Raw genomic sequence first — 17,016 nt, 5'->3', positions numbered from 1 at the left:
GGCCACGACGGTTGCAGGGGCTGTGGGGGGCGCGTGCGCCATGCGAGACTGACTATGCATCCCCGCTGCGACGAAACGCCCCAGTGGGCGCAGCTGCAAGCGCATCGCGCGGCTTTGGGCGCGGAGTTCGACTTGCGCGGGGCGTTTGCGCGCGACGCACAGCGTTTCGCGCATTTCAGCCAGGAAGCCCCGCATGTGTTCGCCGACCTGTCGAAAAACCTGTGGGACCGGCAGGCTGAGGCCCTGCTGCTCGGCATGGCGCAGGCCAGCGGCCTGGCGCAGCGCCGCGACGCCATGCTTGGAGGCCAGCCAGTCAACACCACCGAGGGCCGGGCCGCGCTGCATACCCTTTTGCGCCGTCCTGCCGGGCTGGCCCTGCCGGGCGATACGCCCGAAATTGCCCCCGCGCTGCAGGGCGTCCACGCAACGCTGGATGCCATGCTGGCCTACGCCGACCAGGTGCGTGCAGACGCGGCGATCACCGACATTGTGAACATTGGCATCGGTGGCTCGGATCTTGGGCCGCAGATGGTGGTGCGAGCGCTCGACGCTTTCCGCATACCCGGCAAACGCTTTCATTTCGTCTCCAACATCGACGGCCACGAACTACATGCGGTGCTGCGCACATTGCAACCCGAGCGCACGCTGTTCCTGGTGGCGTCCAAGACCTTCACGACGCTGGAGACCATGACCAACGCCCGCTCGGCACTGGCATGGTTCCAGGCGCAGGGCGGGTGCGACGTGGCGCGCCACTTCGTCGCGCTGACGGCCCGTGCCGACGTGGCGCGTGCCTGGGGCATGACCACAGCCTTCGGCTTCTGGGACTGGGTGGGCGGCCGCTATTCGCTGTGGTCTGCCATCGGGCTGCCGATCGCGCTGGCCATCGGCGCCCAGGGATTCCGGGAACTGCTGGCGGGTGCACACGCCATGGACGAGCATTTCCGCACGGCGCCGCTGCATGCCAACCTGCCGGTGCGCCTGGCGTTGCTCGACATCTGGTACCGCAATTTCCTTGGCTTTTCGAGCCGCTGCGTCGCGCCTTACCACGCTGGGCTGCAGCGCCTGTCGGCTTACCTGCAGCAGTTGGAAATGGAAAGCAACGGCAAGCGCGTGGATCTGGAGGGGCGTACCTTGCCCATTGCCACCGCACCTGTGCTGTGGGGTGAGCCCGGCTGCAACGGCCAGCATGCTTTTTTCCAAATGCTGCACCAGGGCACCGATGTGCTGCCGCTGGAGATCATCGCCGTGCGCCAGTGTGCGCACCCTCTGGAGGGGCACCACGATCTGCTGCTGGCGAATGCCCTGGCACAGGCGCAGGCGCTGATGCAAGGGCGGGCCAGCGATTGCGGCCACCGCCACTTCCCGGGCAACCGGCCCAGCACCTTTGTGCTGCTGGAGGCGCTGACGCCAGGGGCCTTGGGGGCTTTCCTGGCCTTGCAGGAACACCGGGTGTTCGTTTCCGGTAGCCTGTGGGGTATCAACAGCTTTGACCAGTGGGGGGTGGAGCTGGGCAAGCAGCTGGCACAAGACCTACTTCAGCGTATGCACTCGGGCGACAGGAGTGGTCTGGATGCTTCTACCGCCGGGTTGTTGCAGCGCATGGGTTCGCAGTAAAAAGGCTTCCAGGCCAGATGCAGCCTGCGCAAGCTGCTATCAAAAAGTAAAGCGCAAAAACAAAAAGAAAGGGCCGTTTGCACGGCCCTTTCTTTACTGGCATCACCGAAGGCGTTGCCGCCTTCAGTGCCGGGCAATTACATGCCCATGCCACCCATGCCGCCCATGTCGGGCATGGCGGGCGCAGCGGCCTCGTCCTTCGGCGCCTCGGCCACCATGCACTCGGTGGTCAGCAGCAGCGAAGCCACAGAGGCGGCGTTTTGCAGGGCCGTGCGGGTCACCTTGGTCGGGTCCAGAATGCCCATTTCCAGCATGTCGCCGTAGGTGTCGTTGGCGGCGTTGAAGCCGTAGTTGCCCTTGCCGTTCAGCACTTCGTTCACCACCACGCTGGCTTCGCCGCCGGCGTTGTTGACGATCTCGCGCAGCGGCGCTTCGATGGCCTTCAGGATCAGCTTGATGCCGGCGTCCTGGTCGGCGTTGTCGCCCTTGATGGTGCCCACGGCCTGCTTGGCGCGCAGCAGCGCCACGCCACCACCGGCCACGATGCCTTCTTCCACGGCAGCGCGGGTGGCGTGCAGGGCGTCTTCCACGCGGGCCTTCTTTTCCTTCATTTCGACTTCGGTGGCAGCGCCCACCTTGATCACGGCCACGCCGCCAGCCAGCTTGGCCACGCGCTCTTGCAGCTTCTCGCGGTCGTAGTCGCTGGTGGCTTCTTCGATCTGGATGCGGATCTGCTTGACGCGTGCTTCGATGTCAGCGGCAGCGCCGGCGCCGTCGATGATGGTGGTGTTTTCCTTGCCCACTTCGATGCGCTTGGCCTGGCCCAGGTCGGCCAGGGTCACCTTCTCCAGCGACAGGCCCACTTCTTCAGCGATGACCTTGCCGCCCGTCAGGATGGCGATGTCTTCCAGCATGGCCTTGCGGCGGTCGCCGAAGCCAGGCGCCTTGACGGCCACAACCTTCAGGATGCCGCGGATGGTGTTCACCACCAGGGTCGCCAGGGCTTCGCCCTCGACTTCTTCGGCAATGATCAGCAGCGGACGGCCGGCCTTGGCCACGGCTTCCAGCGTGGGCAGCAGGTCGCGGATGTTGCTGATCTTCTTGTCGAACAGCAGCACGAAGGGGTTGTCCAGCAGGGCAACTTGCTTTTCGGGGTTGTTGATGAAGTAGGGCGACAGGTAGCCGCGGTCGAACTGCATGCCTTCCACAACGTCGAGTTCGTTGTTCAGGCTCTTGCCGTCTTCCACGGTGATCACGCCTTCCTTACCCACCTTGTCCATCGCGTCAGCGATGATCTTGCCGATGGATTCGTCGGAGTTGGCCGAAATCGAACCCACTTGGGCGATTTCCTTGGAGGTGGTAGTGGGCTTGGAAGCCTTCTTCAGCTCTTCCACCAGGGCAGCCACGGCCTTGTCGATACCGCGCTTGAGGTCCATGGGGTTCAGGCCGGCGGCCACGTACTTGGAGCCTTCGCGCACGATGGCTTGGGCCAGCACGGTAGCGGTGGTGGTGCCGTCACCAGCGTTGTCGCTGGTCTTGGAAGCCACTTCCTTCACGAGCTGCGCGCCCATGTTCTGCAGCTTGTCCTTCAGTTCGATTTCCTTGGCCACGGACACGCCGTCCTTGGTCACGGTGGGGGCGCCGAACGAGCGCTCCAGCACCACGTTGCGGCCCTTGGGGCCCAGGGTCACTTTCACTGCGTTGGCGAGAATGTTCACGCCTTCCACCATGCGAGCGCGGGCTTCGCCGCCGAAAACTACGTCTTTTGCTGCCATGTTTGGCTCCTACAAAATTTTTGAATCAAATCAACTTCCAGCGCCCGCCTGGCAAGCGCAAGGAGCTATGAAAATGTGAGTGAATTACTTCTCGACGACCGCGAACAGGTCGTCTTCCTTCATCACCAGCAGCTCGTCGCCGTTGACCTTGACGGTCTGGCCCGAGTACTTGCCGAACAGCACGCGGTCGCCGACCTTCACGCCCATGGCGATCAGCTCGCCCTTGTCGTTCTTCTTGCCGGGGCCCACGGCCAGCACTTCGCCCTGGTCGGGCTTCTCGGCGGCGTTGTCGGGGATGACGATGCCCGAGGCAGTCTTGGTTTCGTTTTCGAGGCGCTTGACGATCACGCGATCGTGCAGAGGACGCAGGTTCATAGCATCTCCTTGAGATAGACAAACAAGTGGGAGGATGAAGGCCGCCCAAGAGGCGGCCCGGGAATCAGTGGATGGCGCTTGTTAGCACTCAGGTCCAACGAGTGCTAATGATAAGGGCAATCGTGGGCACTTCAAGGGGTGCTGGCCGAAGGGCTGATGCAGCGTTCGGCAATGATGGAAGATGTATTGATTGGGTTTTTGTATCGGGGCAATAAACAGGGATAGATAGAATCGCTCCCCAAAACCCCTCCTGCAGTGCTATGCGAGTTTTTGTGCGCGTTCGTGCACGGCTTGCGCACTTTCCTTTCTCCCCCAATGTCGAAAAAGAGTGGACAGGCCCCATGGCGTCCTTGCAAGCAACCACGGCCTTGATGGGGGTCAGCTTGGCAGTGCTGATCCTTTACCTGATACGCCGCGATCACCTCTACCTCATGCACGGCCTGTTCTGGGTTGCGGTGGCCGTAGCCGCCGCCGTGCTGGGTGCATGGCCAGGCTTGATCGACCGACTGGCTCTTTGGACGGGAGTCGCCTATCCACCAGCGCTGCTCCTGCTGTTGGCCTGCATGGTGCTATTGCTCAAAGCGTTGCATGCCGACATGGTCAACACGCGCATCGAGCGTGACGTGCGCAGACTGAACCAGCGCTTGGCTATGTTCGAGGCAGATATAGAACAACAGGCAAACAACACTTCGGACGCACCGAATCCATGATCCATCCCTCATTGCTCCCTGTCATTCTGTGCGGAGGCTCTGGCACACGCCTGTGGCCCCTTTCGCGTGAAACTTACCCCAAGCAGTTCCTGGCCCTCGGCGGCGATGGCGTGTCCATGCTGCAAGATACGGTGCGCCGCCTGGACGGCGTGGCATCGCATGTGCCCAAGGAGGCCCCCATCGTGGTGTGCAACCACGAACACCGCTTTCTCGCGGCGCAGCAACTGCAGGAGGCGGGTGTAGAGGGCGCCCGGTTGATCCTGGAGCCGTGCGGACGCAACACCGCCCCCGCGCTGACCCTGGCGGCCTTGGTGGCCGACCCGCAAGCCATCCTGCTGGCCATGCCGGCGGATCACGTCATCACGCAAGCCGCGCAACTGCACGCTGCCGTGGAAACGGCATGGCAACTCGCCAGGGATGGTGCCATGGTGACCTTCGGCATCGTCGCCGACCGGCCGGAAACCGGGTACGGCTACATCCAGAAGGCGCAGGCAGTGGAAGGAGGCCATGCGTTCGCCATCCAGAGCTTTGCCGAAAAGCCCAGCCTGGAAGTTGCCCAGGCCTATGTGGAGAGCGGCGACTATCTTTGGAACAGCGGCCTGTTCATGGTGCAGTCCAGCCAATGGCTGAAAGCCATGGCCGCGCTGCAGCCGCGGATGCTGCGCGCGTGCCAGGACGCCATTGCTAAGTGCGCGCAGGACATGGATTTCATCCGCCCCCATGGCGACACGTTTGCCAACTGTCCGGCGGACTCCATCGACTATGCCGTTATGGAGCACCTGCCTGGCAACCCGACGCTGGGCATCCATGCTCGCGTCGTTCCCCTGGATGCCGGCTGGTCCGACCTGGGCGCCTGGGATGCCCTGTGGGACGTGCTGCCGCACGACGCTCAGGGCAACGCCCATACCGGCCAGACTCTGGCCATCGACACCCGCGACAGCCTGTTGTTTTCCGAGACCTGTTTGGTTGCCACGGTGGGCGTGGACAACCTGGTCGTCGTCGAAACCCCCGACGCCATCCTGGTGGCTGACAAGCGCAAGACGCAAGACGTGAAGAAGATCGTTGCCGAGCTGAAGGCTCAGCAGCGCCCCTTGGCCTTCACCCACCGCAAAGTGCATCGTCCCTGGGGCTGGTACGACAGCATCGACAGTGGCGAGCGCTTTCAGGTCAAACGCATCGTGGTTAAGCCTGGCGCCAAGCTGAGTCTACAGATGCATCACCACCGGGCCGAGCACTGGACCGTGGTAAGGGGAACGGCCGAAGTAACCAACGGCGAAAAGACATTCTTGCTCGCTGAGAATGAATCGACCTTCATCCCGCTAGGCCACACCCATCGTCTTGCCAACCCTGGCAAGGTACCTCTGGAGATCATTGAGGTGCAGTCGGGCAGCTACCTAGGTGAAGACGATATTGTCCGTTTCGAGGACACCTATGGCCGCACCGGCGAAATGGACCGCGCGGGCCCCTAGACGTCTGCGCTGGGTTCCCATGTTTCTATAAATTTCAATTCTAAATGCAGAAAATGAGCAAAAAAATCGCGTTGATTACAGGTATCACTGGGCAAGATGGGGCATATTTGGCTGAATTTCTGTTGGCTAAAGGCTATCAGGTGCATGGCATTCGGCGTCGTGCATCGCTTTTCAATACGGATCGCATTGATCATTTGTATCATGACCCTCACAAGAAGGGCTATGACCTGACGCTGCATTATGGGGATTTAACCGACTCATCCAGTCTGATTCGCATCATTCAGCAGGTGCGGCCGCATGAGATTTATAATCTGGCGGCACAGAGCCATGTGGCCGTTTCTTTTGAAGAGCCAGAATACACCGCCAATTCGGATGCTCTGGGTGCCTTGCGTATTCTTGAAGCCATGCGCATTGCAGGCATTGAAAGAACAGCAAAGTTCTATCAAGCATCGACCTCCGAATTGTATGGCTTGGTGCAGGAGATACCTCAGAAGGAAAGCACTCCTTTCTACCCTCGGTCCCCCTATGCCGTGGCGAAGATGTATGCCTATTGGATCACCATTAATTACCGCGAATCCTATGGTATCTATGCGTGCAACGGTATTCTTTTCAACCATGAATCCCCGATCCGTGGCGAAACCTTCGTGACCCGGAAAATCACCAGGGCACTTGCTCGCATCAAGCTGGGGCTGCAAGAGTGCCTGTATCTTGGGAACATGAATGCCTTGCGCGATTGGGGGCATGCCCGGGACTACGTGGAAATGCAATGGCTCATGCTGCAGCAAGACACGCCGGAAGACTTCGTCATTGCTACCGGGCAGCAGCACTCCGTGCGTGAGTTTGTCGAACTGGCAGCCAAGGAGATTGGTATTCAAATCCGATGGGAAGGCACGGATGCTGAGGAAAAGGGCTACGACAGTGCATCTGGTAAATGTATCGTTGCGGTAGATCCCCGCTACTTCCGTCCTGCTGAGGTAGAAACCCTGCTGGGTGATGCCACCAAGGCGAAGGAGAAGCTTGGGTGGGTGCCGAAAACCACCTTTCAGGAACTGGTAGCCGAGATGATGCGCGAAGACATGAGGGAGGCTCAGCGCGACGAACTGGTGAAGCAGCACGGCTTCAAATACTTCAACTATCACGAATGAGGGTGCTGCATGATTCCGGTATACCAGCCCCTCTTCTTGGGTCGCGAAAAAGAATACGTCAACCAATGTCTGGATTCCACTTGGATTTCTTCCAAAGGTGAGTTCATCGGTCGCTTCGAACGTGGCTTTTCAGAATATATTGGCGCGAATCACGCCACCACGGTTAGCAATGGAACGGTCGCTATCCATTTGGCGCTGGAGGCCCTCGGTATCGGCCCTGGCGATGAAGTCATCGTTCCCACCCTAACCTACGTTGCCTCGGTCAACACCATCATCCAAACGGGGGCTACCCCTGTGTTCGTTGATTCGCTGGAGCAGTCGTGGCAGATTGACCCTCAGGATGTAAGGCGCAAGATCACACCGCGCACCAAGGCCGTCATGGCTGTTCACCTTTATGGGTTGCCCTGCGATATGGCGGCATTGGTGTCAATATGCGAGGAGCACCGCCTGTTCCTGGTTGAGGACTGTGCAGAAGCCTTTGGCTCCCGCTACGAGGGGCAGCATGCGGGTACTTTCGGAGACATTGCGACTTTCAGCTTCTTCGGCAATAAAACCATTACGACTGGCGAAGGCGGCATGGTCGTGGCGAAGGAAAAGGCGTTGATCGAAAAAGCCTTTCATCTGAAGAACCAGGGTGTTTCTCAGAGCCGTGAATACTGGCACGATACCGTGGCATACAACTATCGCATGACCAACATCTGTGCAGCCATCGGTCTTGCCCAATTGGAAAAAGCCGATGAAATTATTGCAAAGAAACGGCAGATTGCCGCATGGTATCGTGAGGCGCTGAATGGGTTGCCGTTGAAAACGCACGACGAATTGCCCCATACCGTCCACTCGTTCTGGATGTGCTCCGTCGCCGTCAATGACCCGATGGTGCGGCAGCCGTTGCGCGACCATCTGAAAAAAGCGACGATTGAAACACGCCCCGTATTTCATCCCGCCCATACCATGCCGCACTGCGCTGTGGCCCAATCCTTTCCTATTGCCGAATCTTTAGGGGCCCGTGGCATCAACCTGCCGAGCTACCCAGCGTTGAGTCAGGGTGATGTGGAGCAAATCGCTGGTGCCATTCGCTCTTTCTTCGATGAACCATCCCTATGAGATATGTAATTGTCGCGACCTCGGGTTGGCTCCTGCTGGTTGATTTGCAATCCAGACAGGTTCAGCCCCTAGAGCAGGGGCGCCCGGAATATTACGGAGTCTCTTGGTTTCCTGGCCAGAAGGAGCTTGTACTCTCGCATTCTGGATTGAACAATGCGGACTTGGTGGATATTAACGGGTATGCGCAATCGGAACGAGGCTGGCTATCGATGGGGGACATCTCCAGCCGCCCTTTCTTGTCGGCACCGCATCAAATACTTTGTGCCCCAGATGGTCGTGTCATCTGCACCAATACAGGGCGAAATGTCATCAGCGTATTCGATTTCCTGAAACCGAATAGTTTTCAGGAGGAAGGGGTTGGCACGGCACGCTGGGATCGCCTGTCCCTGGCGCAAGTCACGGGAGACCATCTGAATTCGGTTTTACTGCATAAGGATCAGCTGTTCGTCATTGCCCATGGCCATTCACATGGGGCAAAGCTTGCGATTTTTTCTTATCCTGATCTAAGTTTGCTATCTGTTCAGAAGCTGGGAAAAAAAACAGGGTTGCATAACATTCTAATTACCAATGAAGGCCAGCGCATCAGTTGTCACTCAGAGAGTGGTAGCGTGATTGATCTGGATGAGGAGTCTCCGCTATGGGAATCTGGCGTAGCGATGTATACACGCGGACTGGCAGTTTCGGGAGATTTTGTCATTGTTGGTGAAAGCCAGAAAACAGGCCGGGATCTGCGTCGCAGTTCGCTCAGTGGGTTATGGATTCTGGACAGGAGCAACTGGCAGGCTGTCGATTACCTTTGCTTGGGCCCCTATGGAGCGGTCAACGAAGTTCACGTACTGGACCAGGGCGACGATGCCCATCATGGGCATCCATTTGCCGGGCTTTCATCTTTGCTGGCAAAGGATATGCGTCAGGAAATTTCGGATACGCGCCTTTCCTCTGCAAATGCAGCCGCCCGTAGTCGGAGCGAGTGGAATGACTATAAAGCAGTGTTTGGTTCGCCCTCCATCATGAATGATGGTGCCAAACAGGTCTCTGTGGATCAACTGTGCCTGTTCGTGAAAAAAAATAAGGAAGCCTCTGAATTGGTATTCACATATGTACTGGAACACTGTGAAGGGGCTCATGTTTCAGCTGTCCTGGGATACTGTGGCGAGGGTGGTGACTGCTATATGGCAGCTGTGTTGCTGCAATCAAATGGAAAGGATGGCATCCTTTCCATCTGGAAGCACGATGGCCAAGCATGGGCTTCTCTCCCTGATATTCATGTCCCCAACTTACCGCTGCAAGGAACAATGCAGCTTGTCACCAGCAAAGACAATGCGCTTTTATCAATTGATCGCATGGAGGTCGTCTCACTGACTGCCAAAATGCTGGATTTGGAGCGTTGTGATCGGAATTTAGGGATTCGATGGACCGGAGGCATCGTCCGGCCAATGGAAATGGCCGTGTAATGGAGTATTTCAAAGGGATATGGCGTGCTCGCTACTTCTGGAGCCACTTGGCACGCTCTGATCTTCGTTCCCGGTGGCGCAGATCGTTCTTCGGGATGCTCTGGTCCATTATCCAGCCTCTTGGAATGACGTTGTTGCTGGCACTCGTATTCAGCAAGATGTTCAAGACAGATATTCATGCATATGCACCTTATATCTTGTCCGGTATCATCGTTTGGGAATGCATCATTGCTTGTGTCACTGGGGGATCACTATCCTTCGTGCAGGCGGATGCTTACATCAAGCAATACAGACACCCTCTCGCCATATATACGTTGCGGACCGTATTAACGAGCCTGATCGTTTTATTGTTGGCCAGTGTGGCACTGTTCGGCTGGGCGGCTATCGTGTTGCCGCAGCATATCGGCTGGCATTGGTTGGCTGCACTCTCCGTTTTCCCGATGTTGTGGCTAATCCTCTGGCCACTTTCGACATTGCTGGCTTATGTGGGTGTGCGGTTCCGAGATGTGCCCCATGCTACAGGTCTTGTTATGCAGGCGCTGTGGTTCATTTCCCCAGTTTATTTTGAAGTCAAGATGTTTCGCCAGGGCGGGTTGGACGCACTAGTGGACTACAACCCTATTTATCATTTGCTGCAGTTATTCCGTGCTCCCTTGCTTGATGGCCAATGGCCCACGCTGGAAAATTACAGCTTCACTCTGGCGAGTGCGGTAGTGATGGCTCTCCTGGCGTGGATGGTTGGCCGAGAGGCGGAACGAAAGGTTATCTTTTACCTATGAAGCAGCCCATCATCCGTCTGCAATCCGTGAATCTACACTACGCCTCTGTTGCTTACAAAGAGCGATCGCTGAAGACCCTGCTTTCCAGGGCCTTCCACAGGGGAGCCCCACGCTTCACAGTGCAGGACGTGCATGCGCTCAAGAACATCACGCTCGAAATCAAGGGCGGTGAGCGCGTAGGGCTTCTGGGGCACAACGGAGCTGGCAAGAGCACGTTTCTTAAAACCGTCGCAGGCCTTTACCCCGTATCCAGCGGCCACGTGCAGGTAGAGGGGGAAATCCGCTCCCTGTTCGACCTGAGTATGGGCTTTGAGCCAGATGCTACCGGGCGCGAAAACATTCTTTACCGCGGGCTTCTGCTTGGTCTATCGCCTACCTTCATGCGTTCCAAGGTGGCAGAGATCATTGATTTCGCCGGACTGGGTGAATTCATTGACTACCCCATCAAGACCTATTCCGCAGGCATGCAGGTCAGGCTGGCATTCGCTATATCAACTGCAGTAGGTGGCGATATTCTGCTTCTTGATGAAGTGATTGGTGCGGGGGATGCCAACTTTATGACGAAGGCCCGCCAGCGGATTGCTAGTCTGATCGAAAGAGCAGAAATACTTGTGCTGGCATCTCACGATTTTAATGCCTTAAAGAGCCTATGCGTTCGAGGGGTCGTTTTTCATCATGGAGAAATCGTATTTGATGGATCTATCAATGAAGCGCTGATTGAGTATAAGAAAGTTAATGAGATGAAGGATGTTTTATGAGTAATCCCTCTGTGGATAGCCAGGGAGACTATCGCCGTGCTCATATAAAGGCATTGGATGGCCTGCGAGGTTATGCAGCCATAATAGTGTGTTTTTTTCATGCGATACTGCATATCGACTCTACGGCTGTTGATCGGATATTGTCCCCGGCGATAGACAAAATAGGAACTGGCGATCTGCTGCTAAAGATTGTTTTGATGTTCTTCAATGGAACAACCGCTGTCATGCTCTTTTATGTATTAAGCGGCGCAGTTCTATGTCAGTCTCTCTTGAAGAATGATTTGAGCGTCATGCGGATCCTACTTTTCTTGGCGCGCCGTGTTCTTCGTTTGTTTCCTGGAATGATGGTATGCATCGGGGCGGTGTGGCTAACCTCTGCTGTCTTGAGGTGGGCGGGACTGTCCTTTCCTGTGGTTGAATTTAAAGATGCGCTTTTAAATGCCTTCTTGATTGAGATTAAGGTGCTTGGACCTACTACCAGTATACAGATTGAGGCACTTGCGACGCCATTCATCTTGTTGTTTTTCTTATTGTATCGAAAATACTCGGTGATGGCAGTTGTTTTGTTATTCTCTCTTTCTATTGTTGCAATATCAAGGCCGGAGCTTGTTTTTTTCCTTCCGAATATGAGGGGCAGCGTGTTTGTCTTCCTTGCTGGCATGTTGGTTGCAATGCCTGAGTCTCGCGCGTTATTTTCAGGGGTGAAGGGTTGGCAAATTCTGGTGCTTGTCATTTTTGCCTTTATCGTTCGTCATTTTACCCCTCTCGAGGCTGACTTGATGGGTTTTATTGCTCAAATCATACTGCTTGCCGCTATCGTCGGGTTTATTCGTTGGTCAGAAGTGCAGACGACAGTCCACAGATTTCTTGAGATTCCGTTATCTCAATTTTTCGGAAAGATTAGTTATAGTTATTATTTGTGGAACGTTCCAGTGCTTTGGTTTGTTTGGTGGACAATGTCTCTTGAGTCGTATTTCGCTGGGTTAGGGCAAATTTATGGGGGACTCATGTATGGAATGGTTGCGGCAATAGCAACCATTCCTTTTGCATATCTAAGTTATCGATATGTGGAATTGCCATTTATGCGCATTGGAGGAAAAGTAACGGCTCATTTTTCAAGAGGATGATGGCGATGAATTTGCGTGTTATGTGGTTGTTGAACCATTCTTCGGCTAGAAAATTTGAAGTGCCGATGCTCAAAAAAATCGGGATCAACCAAATATTTACGCCGAAGAAATATCCAGACGAGGTGGGATTTCGCAGTGCTAGTGTGGATTTTTCCGAGGATGAGAGTCTTGATATCCCGGTAGCTGATCTTAAAATTCTGAATGCAGCGGAGTGGCATTTGGGAGCAGATGCAGAGGCATGGCGGATCGCGAATAAATATTTTGATGTCGTTTTTTTTATGTTTCACCGACCAGAGTTGCTGGAAAATGCGGCGCGCTATTTCGGTGGGGCAGTCATTCTGCGAGCCTATGGTGTGGAAAAGGAGTCTTCATATGGGCGAGTGGCAAGAATTTTTAATAATACACGCCATATAAAAAAAATCGGGAAAAGATTTTATTTTGGCGAGGCCTATTCGCATTTGGCTGACTCGGATTCGGATTATTTAAAGGCGAGACGAATTTTTCTGCCGCTTGGTTTGAGTGATGCATCTCTTCGTGATGTATGGCAAGGGGGTGAACCGCAGATTTATTTTGTGTGTCCGGATATTTGTACAAATATATATTATCAAAATATATATGATGAATTTTGCCGAAATTTCACTGGGTTTAAATATGTCATAGCTGGGGCGCAGGCAATCAAGGTCGATGACCCTCAGGTGCTGGGTTATGTAACGAATGAGCAGCATGCGTACAATATGGCTCAAAGTCGTGTGATGTTCTATCATTCCAGTGAGCCTAATCACATTCACTATCATCCGTTCGAGGCAATTCGTGCAGGTATGCCCCTGGTTTTCATGGCGGGTGGTATGTTGGATCGTATGGGCGGAGCGGACTTACCTGGCCGTTGCAAAACAGTGTCAGAGGCACGTCACAAGATCCAGCGAATTCTCGGGGATGATCGGCGGCTGATCGACCGCATTCGATCAAGCCAAGCTGTGCTCCTGGAATCCATGAAGCCGGAAAATTGCGAGCAAGCTTGGCGTGATGGATTCGCACGTATTGATTCAGAACTGGCAGCTTGGCGTACCGGACAGGCTGTCCGCTCTCAATGGCAAAAAAAACGCAAACGCGTGGCGGTTGTCTTGCCCGTGGAATACCGTGGAGGCTCTCTCAGGGGAGCACTCGAACTGGTCAAGGCTCTTTATATTGGTAGCCGCCAAGCAGAGGACGCCGCGGATATTGTTTTCATGCATCTAGATGACTCCGCACTTTACCAGGATGAGGATTTCTCGGGTCTGCCAGAAGGGGTTATGCGGCGCCCCTTCAAATGGAGAATATTGTCTCAACCTGAAGCTCGACGCGCCATGTATTATGCTGGGTTCGTGGATTGGATTCCAGTTGCGGATAATTATATAATTCCTGATGATGGGGTGCAGCAATTGGCGGATTGCGATGCTTGTTTGATTGTAAGTGATAGGCTGGCTTATCCTGTATTGCCCATAAAACCGATTGCACTAATGGTTTATGATTATGTGCAGCGCTATATCCCTCATTTTATCGGTAATGAGGAGCAGAGTTTTTTGGCTGCTGCGCGGTCGGCAAACAAAGTTTTTGTGACTACGGAATTTACTCATCAGGATGCGCTTCAATATGCGGGAGTGGAGCCTGGACGGCTGCGTAAGGTCCCAATGCTAATTCCAGAATTCTCGGTATTCCGTGATTCTTTGGATGTTAAAAAATCGTGTGGTCACTATTTTCTTTGGACGACCAATGCGGCACCGCATAAAAACCATAAGAATGCAGTCCAAGCATTGGAAATATATTATGAAGAGCTGGATGGGCGGTGGGACTGCAAAATAACAGGCGCCAACACAAAAGGAATTTTGGATAGCCGACTGCCTCATCTTCAGGCCTTGGCTGAGATATTTAAGCGTTGCGCAGTACTGCGTAGGCGTGTGAAATGGTTGGGGGAATTGCCCGATTGCCAGTATAAGAAGGTCTTGGCTGAGGCGGAGTTTTTGTGGCATGCCGGACGTATCGATAACGGAACTTTCAGCGTGGTCGAGGCTGCGTTTGCTGGCGTGCCTGCGCTCTCCAGTGACTACCCTGCAATGCGGGAAATGAACGCTGAGTTCGGATTGAATATGCTTTGGATGGATCCCGCTTCACCAAGAGACATGGCTAGGAAACTCAAGGATATGGAGCAGGAAGCTAACATGCGCCGGGCAATGCTTCCCGGTGAAGCCGAATTGCGTATGCATGGTGTAGATCATTATGCGAAAGCGTATTGGCAGGAATTGCACGAAATTATATGAAGCACTTTGGTATTTTTCTCGCATTTCCTCCCTTGGTGGATTTGCGCTCCCAGGGGTTGGGGCGGTATTTGGCGATGTTTCTCAAGGGGGGTGAGGAAATTCCAGATATTCGCTTCACTATTGTTTGTCCGAGTTGGAATAAAGAGGCGCTAATAGAGTTGTTTCGCAGCGAACGAGTCCCATTACATGCTTTCGACATTATTTCTCCGGAAGGGAAGCCGTTTGCGTTGCGGATTTTTGAGGCACTTAAAACCTACCGGGGTCGGGGGGGGCGGAGAGCCGAGTGGGTTGTGAGGCTCGCTGGGAGTGCGAAAGAGCTGAGTCTTGCCTGTTTGAAACATCTAATGAGACGCGCAGTTCAAGTTCATAATCTTGCTTCGGCTGTTAAATTTTTCCTGCAGTCTTTCATCGCTTTGCCCATCGCAGTGGTGAGTCTGCTGGTTCTTGGCGTCTTCTATTGTGTTCGGTACATTTCAGTGCTAAGTCAAGCTTTGGCACTTCGCCTTCTCTCGAGCACTTCCGCGCAAATAAAACAGGCGATTACCAAATTTCTTGCCTATCCGCAGAATCAGGATTGGGTGGTTCAGCTTTTTGATGAGATGCAAAGGCATGAAATAGAGCGCATGCTGCAGAAGATAGGTGAATTAAGTAAGGTACAGGCGTGGTACTGCCCTACAGCTTTCTGGCCGGAATTTCAAAGCATAAATAAACCGCGGCTTCTGTGTGTTCCTGATGTTGTGCTTTCTGACTTCCCCGTTGGATTCTCGCGCGTGAATGGTGACCGTTTTTTGAGTGTTTTCAAGAATGTGGAGGATGCAATTGCTAATGGAGAGCGTTTTGTAACTTATAGCGAAAATGTCAAGTGGGGAACCCTGGTTGATCGTTATTCTGTTGCAGAAGGTGATGTGTCGGTTATTCGGCATGCGCCAAATACTTTGCATCAATATGTCAGTGTAAGCGGGTTTGCTGATTCGGAAGCAGCTTCGCTGCATATGTGTTCTGTATGGTTGAGACAGGCCTTTCAGCGGAGTACAAACGCTATTTATACTTCGGATTTTAGAAATAATCGTTTGAAATTTATTTTTTATGCCAGTCAATTTCGACCTAATAAGAACATTCTTGTGCTTCTCCGTGCGTTTGATTTTTTGCTGAGAAAGCGGTTCATTGGGTATAAATTAATTATGACGGGGAATCCTATTCATTTGCCAGAGGTGGGCGATTTTGTGCGGAACAGTGGCCTTGAACGGGATGTGATTTTTTTGCGAGAAATCAGTGTTTCGGAACTGGCTGCGTGCTACAAGCTTGCCGATTTGGCGGTGAATCCTACTCTAAGCGAAGGAGGGTGCCCATTTACGTTCACAGAAGCGCTTTCTGTGGGAACCCCGGTAGTGATGTCCAGGATTCCTGTGGCAGAGGAGGTATTGACAGATCCTGTGCTACAGGAGATGACATTCTTTGATCCTTATGATTGGAGAGATTGTGCCAAGCGTATTGAATGGGCGCTTGGCCATCGTGAGGAATTGTTGGCTACTCAGCGTAAAACCTATGCCCAGTTGTCGCAACGCACTTGGACAGATGTCGTGAACGAGCACATTCGTGTTCTGGAGGAAATTTCCACTCCTGATTTGAAGGATGCAGTTGTGTGACACCAAAGAAACTATTAATCATGGGTTTTGGTGGTCATGCTCGAAGCGTGGCGGACGTGGCCTTGGCTTGTGGTTATACGCAACTGTTATTTGTTGATGAAGATGCACAGCCCGGTGAAAATTTCCTTGGGCATCCAGTGCTAAGCTCGTTGCACGAACTGGATGTTTTACGGTGCGATGCATTTGCCGCCTCTGGTGATGCAAGAATGCGACAACAGCAATGTCTGGCTTTGGAGAATGCCGGGTTATCTCCGGTTTCGTTGATTGCCCCGTCGGCCAGTATTGGCGTTGGGTGTATTATCTCGCCAGGCTCTTTTGTAGGGCATCAGGCGCATGTGGGCCCTATGGCGATGGTTGGTAAATTCTGTATTATTAATACAGGTGCGGTGGTGGAGCATGAATCCAGTGTTGGAGATTATTCCCATGTTTCTATCAATGCAACCATTGCCGGGCGCAGTCATCTTGGGGCGTTTTCCATGCTTGGGGCAGGTGCGGTTATTATTGATCGGGTTACAGTAGGGGATGATGTAATTATTGGGGCTGGTGGAGTTGTTGTTTCTCCAATTTCCTATCCGGGTATTTACATCGGCGTTCCAGCAAGGAGAGTGAATAATGGTGCGGTATTAGGCTGATAGATTCTCCGCGGCGATTGCGTGGCATCTGCGTGAAGGGTTGGTGTTTATAGGATTGTGATTGGAAATTGGATGCGAATACTGTTGCGGGAAATTTGGTTTTCTCTCTGGGAAATGGTGGGGTGCTCTGATTA

At 54.0% G+C, this 17,016-nt stretch carries 14 protein-coding genes; 12 read left to right on the top strand and 2 right to left on the bottom strand.

Annotation, left to right across the window (positions count from 1 at the left end):
* The first annotated feature begins 54 nt into the window (after window positions 1-54).
* The gene (gene pgi, locus BN2503_RS12650) at window positions 55-1,614 is read left to right on the top strand and encodes a glucose-6-phosphate isomerase (protein ID WP_054257018.1); all 1,560 of its coding nucleotides are present in this window, start codon (window positions 55-57) and stop codon (window positions 1,612-1,614) included.
* 137 nt (window positions 1,615-1,751) lie between these two features.
* Here pgi and groL read toward each other — a convergent pair whose 3' ends face one another.
* Together groL and groES are read right to left on the bottom strand one after the other, a co-directional pair.
* Complete coding sequence (groL, locus tag BN2503_RS12645) at window positions 1,752-3,389, bottom strand: chaperonin GroEL (protein ID WP_054257017.1); 1,638 nt, start codon at window positions 3,387-3,389, stop codon at window positions 1,752-1,754.
* 84 nt (window positions 3,390-3,473) lie between these two features.
* Window positions 3,474-3,764, bottom strand: coding sequence for a co-chaperone GroES (groES, locus tag BN2503_RS12640; RefSeq protein ID WP_054257016.1), 291 nt, complete (start codon window positions 3,762-3,764; stop codon window positions 3,474-3,476).
* 341 nt (window positions 3,765-4,105) lie between these two features.
* Here groES and BN2503_RS12635 point away from each other — a divergent pair, with 341 nt between their 5' ends.
* Genes BN2503_RS12635 through BN2503_RS19430 form a run of 11 tightly spaced genes read left to right on the top strand, consistent with a single transcriptional unit; the run spans window position 4,106 to window position 16,882 of the window.
* Window positions 4,106-4,474, top strand: coding sequence for a DUF2304 domain-containing protein (locus BN2503_RS12635; RefSeq protein ID WP_054257015.1), 369 nt, complete (start codon window positions 4,106-4,108; stop codon window positions 4,472-4,474).
* Window positions 4,471-5,943 (top strand): mannose-1-phosphate guanylyltransferase/mannose-6-phosphate isomerase, encoded by a 1,473-nt coding sequence (locus BN2503_RS12630; RefSeq protein ID WP_054257014.1) that lies wholly within the window; start codon window positions 4,471-4,473, stop codon window positions 5,941-5,943. The genes BN2503_RS12635 and BN2503_RS12630 overlap by 4 nt, the downstream gene beginning before the upstream one ends.
* Before the next feature lie 53 nt (window positions 5,944-5,996).
* The gene (gene gmd / locus BN2503_RS12625; protein WP_054257063.1) at window positions 5,997-7,088 is read left to right on the top strand and encodes a GDP-mannose 4,6-dehydratase; all 1,092 of its coding nucleotides are present in this window, start codon (window positions 5,997-5,999) and stop codon (window positions 7,086-7,088) included.
* 9 nt (window positions 7,089-7,097) lie between these two features.
* Complete coding sequence (locus BN2503_RS12620) at window positions 7,098-8,192, top strand: DegT/DnrJ/EryC1/StrS family aminotransferase (RefSeq protein ID WP_054257013.1); 1,095 nt, start codon at window positions 7,098-7,100, stop codon at window positions 8,190-8,192.
* Complete coding sequence (locus tag BN2503_RS20080) at window positions 8,189-9,646, top strand: hypothetical protein (protein ID WP_139235431.1); 1,458 nt, start codon at window positions 8,189-8,191, stop codon at window positions 9,644-9,646. Before BN2503_RS12620 ends, BN2503_RS20080 begins: the two co-directional genes overlap by 4 nt.
* Window positions 9,604-10,425: an ABC transporter permease gene (locus tag BN2503_RS12615; protein WP_139235430.1), complete on the top strand. Its 822-nt coding sequence runs from the start codon at window positions 9,604-9,606 to the stop codon at window positions 10,423-10,425. The genes BN2503_RS20080 and BN2503_RS12615 overlap by 43 nt, the downstream gene beginning before the upstream one ends.
* Window positions 10,422-11,183 carry an ABC transporter ATP-binding protein gene (locus BN2503_RS12610; RefSeq protein WP_054257012.1) on the top strand — a complete coding sequence of 254 codons (762 nt, stop codon included), beginning with the start codon at window positions 10,422-10,424 and terminating at the stop codon, window positions 11,181-11,183. Before BN2503_RS12615 ends, BN2503_RS12610 begins: the two co-directional genes overlap by 4 nt.
* Entirely contained in the window at window positions 11,180-12,310 is a 1,131-nt protein-coding gene (locus tag BN2503_RS19440) for an acyltransferase family protein (RefSeq protein ID WP_074930270.1), read from the top strand. Before BN2503_RS12610 ends, BN2503_RS19440 begins: the two co-directional genes overlap by 4 nt.
* The gene (locus tag BN2503_RS12605; protein WP_199445256.1) at window positions 12,310-14,604 is read left to right on the top strand and encodes a glycosyltransferase; all 2,295 of its coding nucleotides are present in this window, start codon (window positions 12,310-12,312) and stop codon (window positions 14,602-14,604) included. The genes BN2503_RS19440 and BN2503_RS12605 overlap by 1 nt, the downstream gene beginning before the upstream one ends.
* Window positions 14,601-16,250, top strand: coding sequence for a glycosyltransferase (locus BN2503_RS19435; RefSeq protein ID WP_074930268.1), 1,650 nt, complete (start codon window positions 14,601-14,603; stop codon window positions 16,248-16,250). Before BN2503_RS12605 ends, BN2503_RS19435 begins: the two co-directional genes overlap by 4 nt.
* Window positions 16,247-16,882, top strand: a complete 636-nt coding sequence (locus BN2503_RS19430) for a NeuD/PglB/VioB family sugar acetyltransferase (protein WP_074930266.1) — start codon at window positions 16,247-16,249, stop codon at window positions 16,880-16,882. Before BN2503_RS19435 ends, BN2503_RS19430 begins: the two co-directional genes overlap by 4 nt.
* Window positions 16,883-17,016 lie beyond the last annotated feature (134 nt).

It is taken from the genome of Paenacidovorax caeni (genome assembly GCF_001298675.1).
Classification (GTDB): Bacteria; Pseudomonadota; Gammaproteobacteria; order Burkholderiales; family Burkholderiaceae_C; genus Paenacidovorax; species Paenacidovorax caeni.
Note: the sequence above shows the minus strand (reverse complement) of the source record. Positions and strands in the feature narration are given on the sequence as shown.

Excerpts from the sequence above, each read along its gene's own strand:
- groES (WP_054257016.1), bottom strand. The coding sequence starts at position 3,764 with ATGAACCTGCGTCCTCTGCACGATCGCGTGATCGTCAAGCGCCTCGAA.
- BN2503_RS12635 (WP_054257015.1), top strand. The coding sequence starts at position 4,106 with ATGGCGTCCTTGCAAGCAACCACGGCCTTGATGGGGGTCAGCTTGGCA.
- BN2503_RS12630 (WP_054257014.1), top strand. The coding sequence starts at position 4,471 with ATGATCCATCCCTCATTGCTCCCTGTCATTCTGTGCGGAGGCTCTGGC.
- gmd (WP_054257063.1), top strand. The coding sequence starts at position 5,997 with ATGAGCAAAAAAATCGCGTTGATTACAGGTATCACTGGGCAAGATGGG.
- BN2503_RS12615 (WP_139235430.1), top strand. The coding sequence starts at position 9,604 with ATGGACCGGAGGCATCGTCCGGCCAATGGAAATGGCCGTGTAATGGAG.
- BN2503_RS19435 (WP_074930268.1), top strand. The coding sequence starts at position 14,601 with ATGAAGCACTTTGGTATTTTTCTCGCATTTCCTCCCTTGGTGGATTTG.
- groL (WP_054257017.1), bottom strand. The coding sequence starts at position 3,389 with ATGGCAGCAAAAGACGTAGTTTTCGGCGGCGAAGCCCGCGCTCGCATG.
- BN2503_RS19440 (WP_074930270.1), top strand. The coding sequence starts at position 11,180 with ATGAGTAATCCCTCTGTGGATAGCCAGGGAGACTATCGCCGTGCTCAT.
- BN2503_RS12605 (WP_199445256.1), top strand. The coding sequence starts at position 12,310 with ATGGCGATGAATTTGCGTGTTATGTGGTTGTTGAACCATTCTTCGGCT.
- BN2503_RS12620 (WP_054257013.1), top strand. The coding sequence starts at position 7,098 with ATGATTCCGGTATACCAGCCCCTCTTCTTGGGTCGCGAAAAAGAATAC.
- BN2503_RS20080 (WP_139235431.1), top strand. The coding sequence starts at position 8,189 with ATGAGATATGTAATTGTCGCGACCTCGGGTTGGCTCCTGCTGGTTGAT.
- pgi (WP_054257018.1), top strand. The coding sequence starts at position 55 with ATGCATCCCCGCTGCGACGAAACGCCCCAGTGGGCGCAGCTGCAAGCG.
- BN2503_RS12610 (WP_054257012.1), top strand. The coding sequence starts at position 10,422 with ATGAAGCAGCCCATCATCCGTCTGCAATCCGTGAATCTACACTACGCC.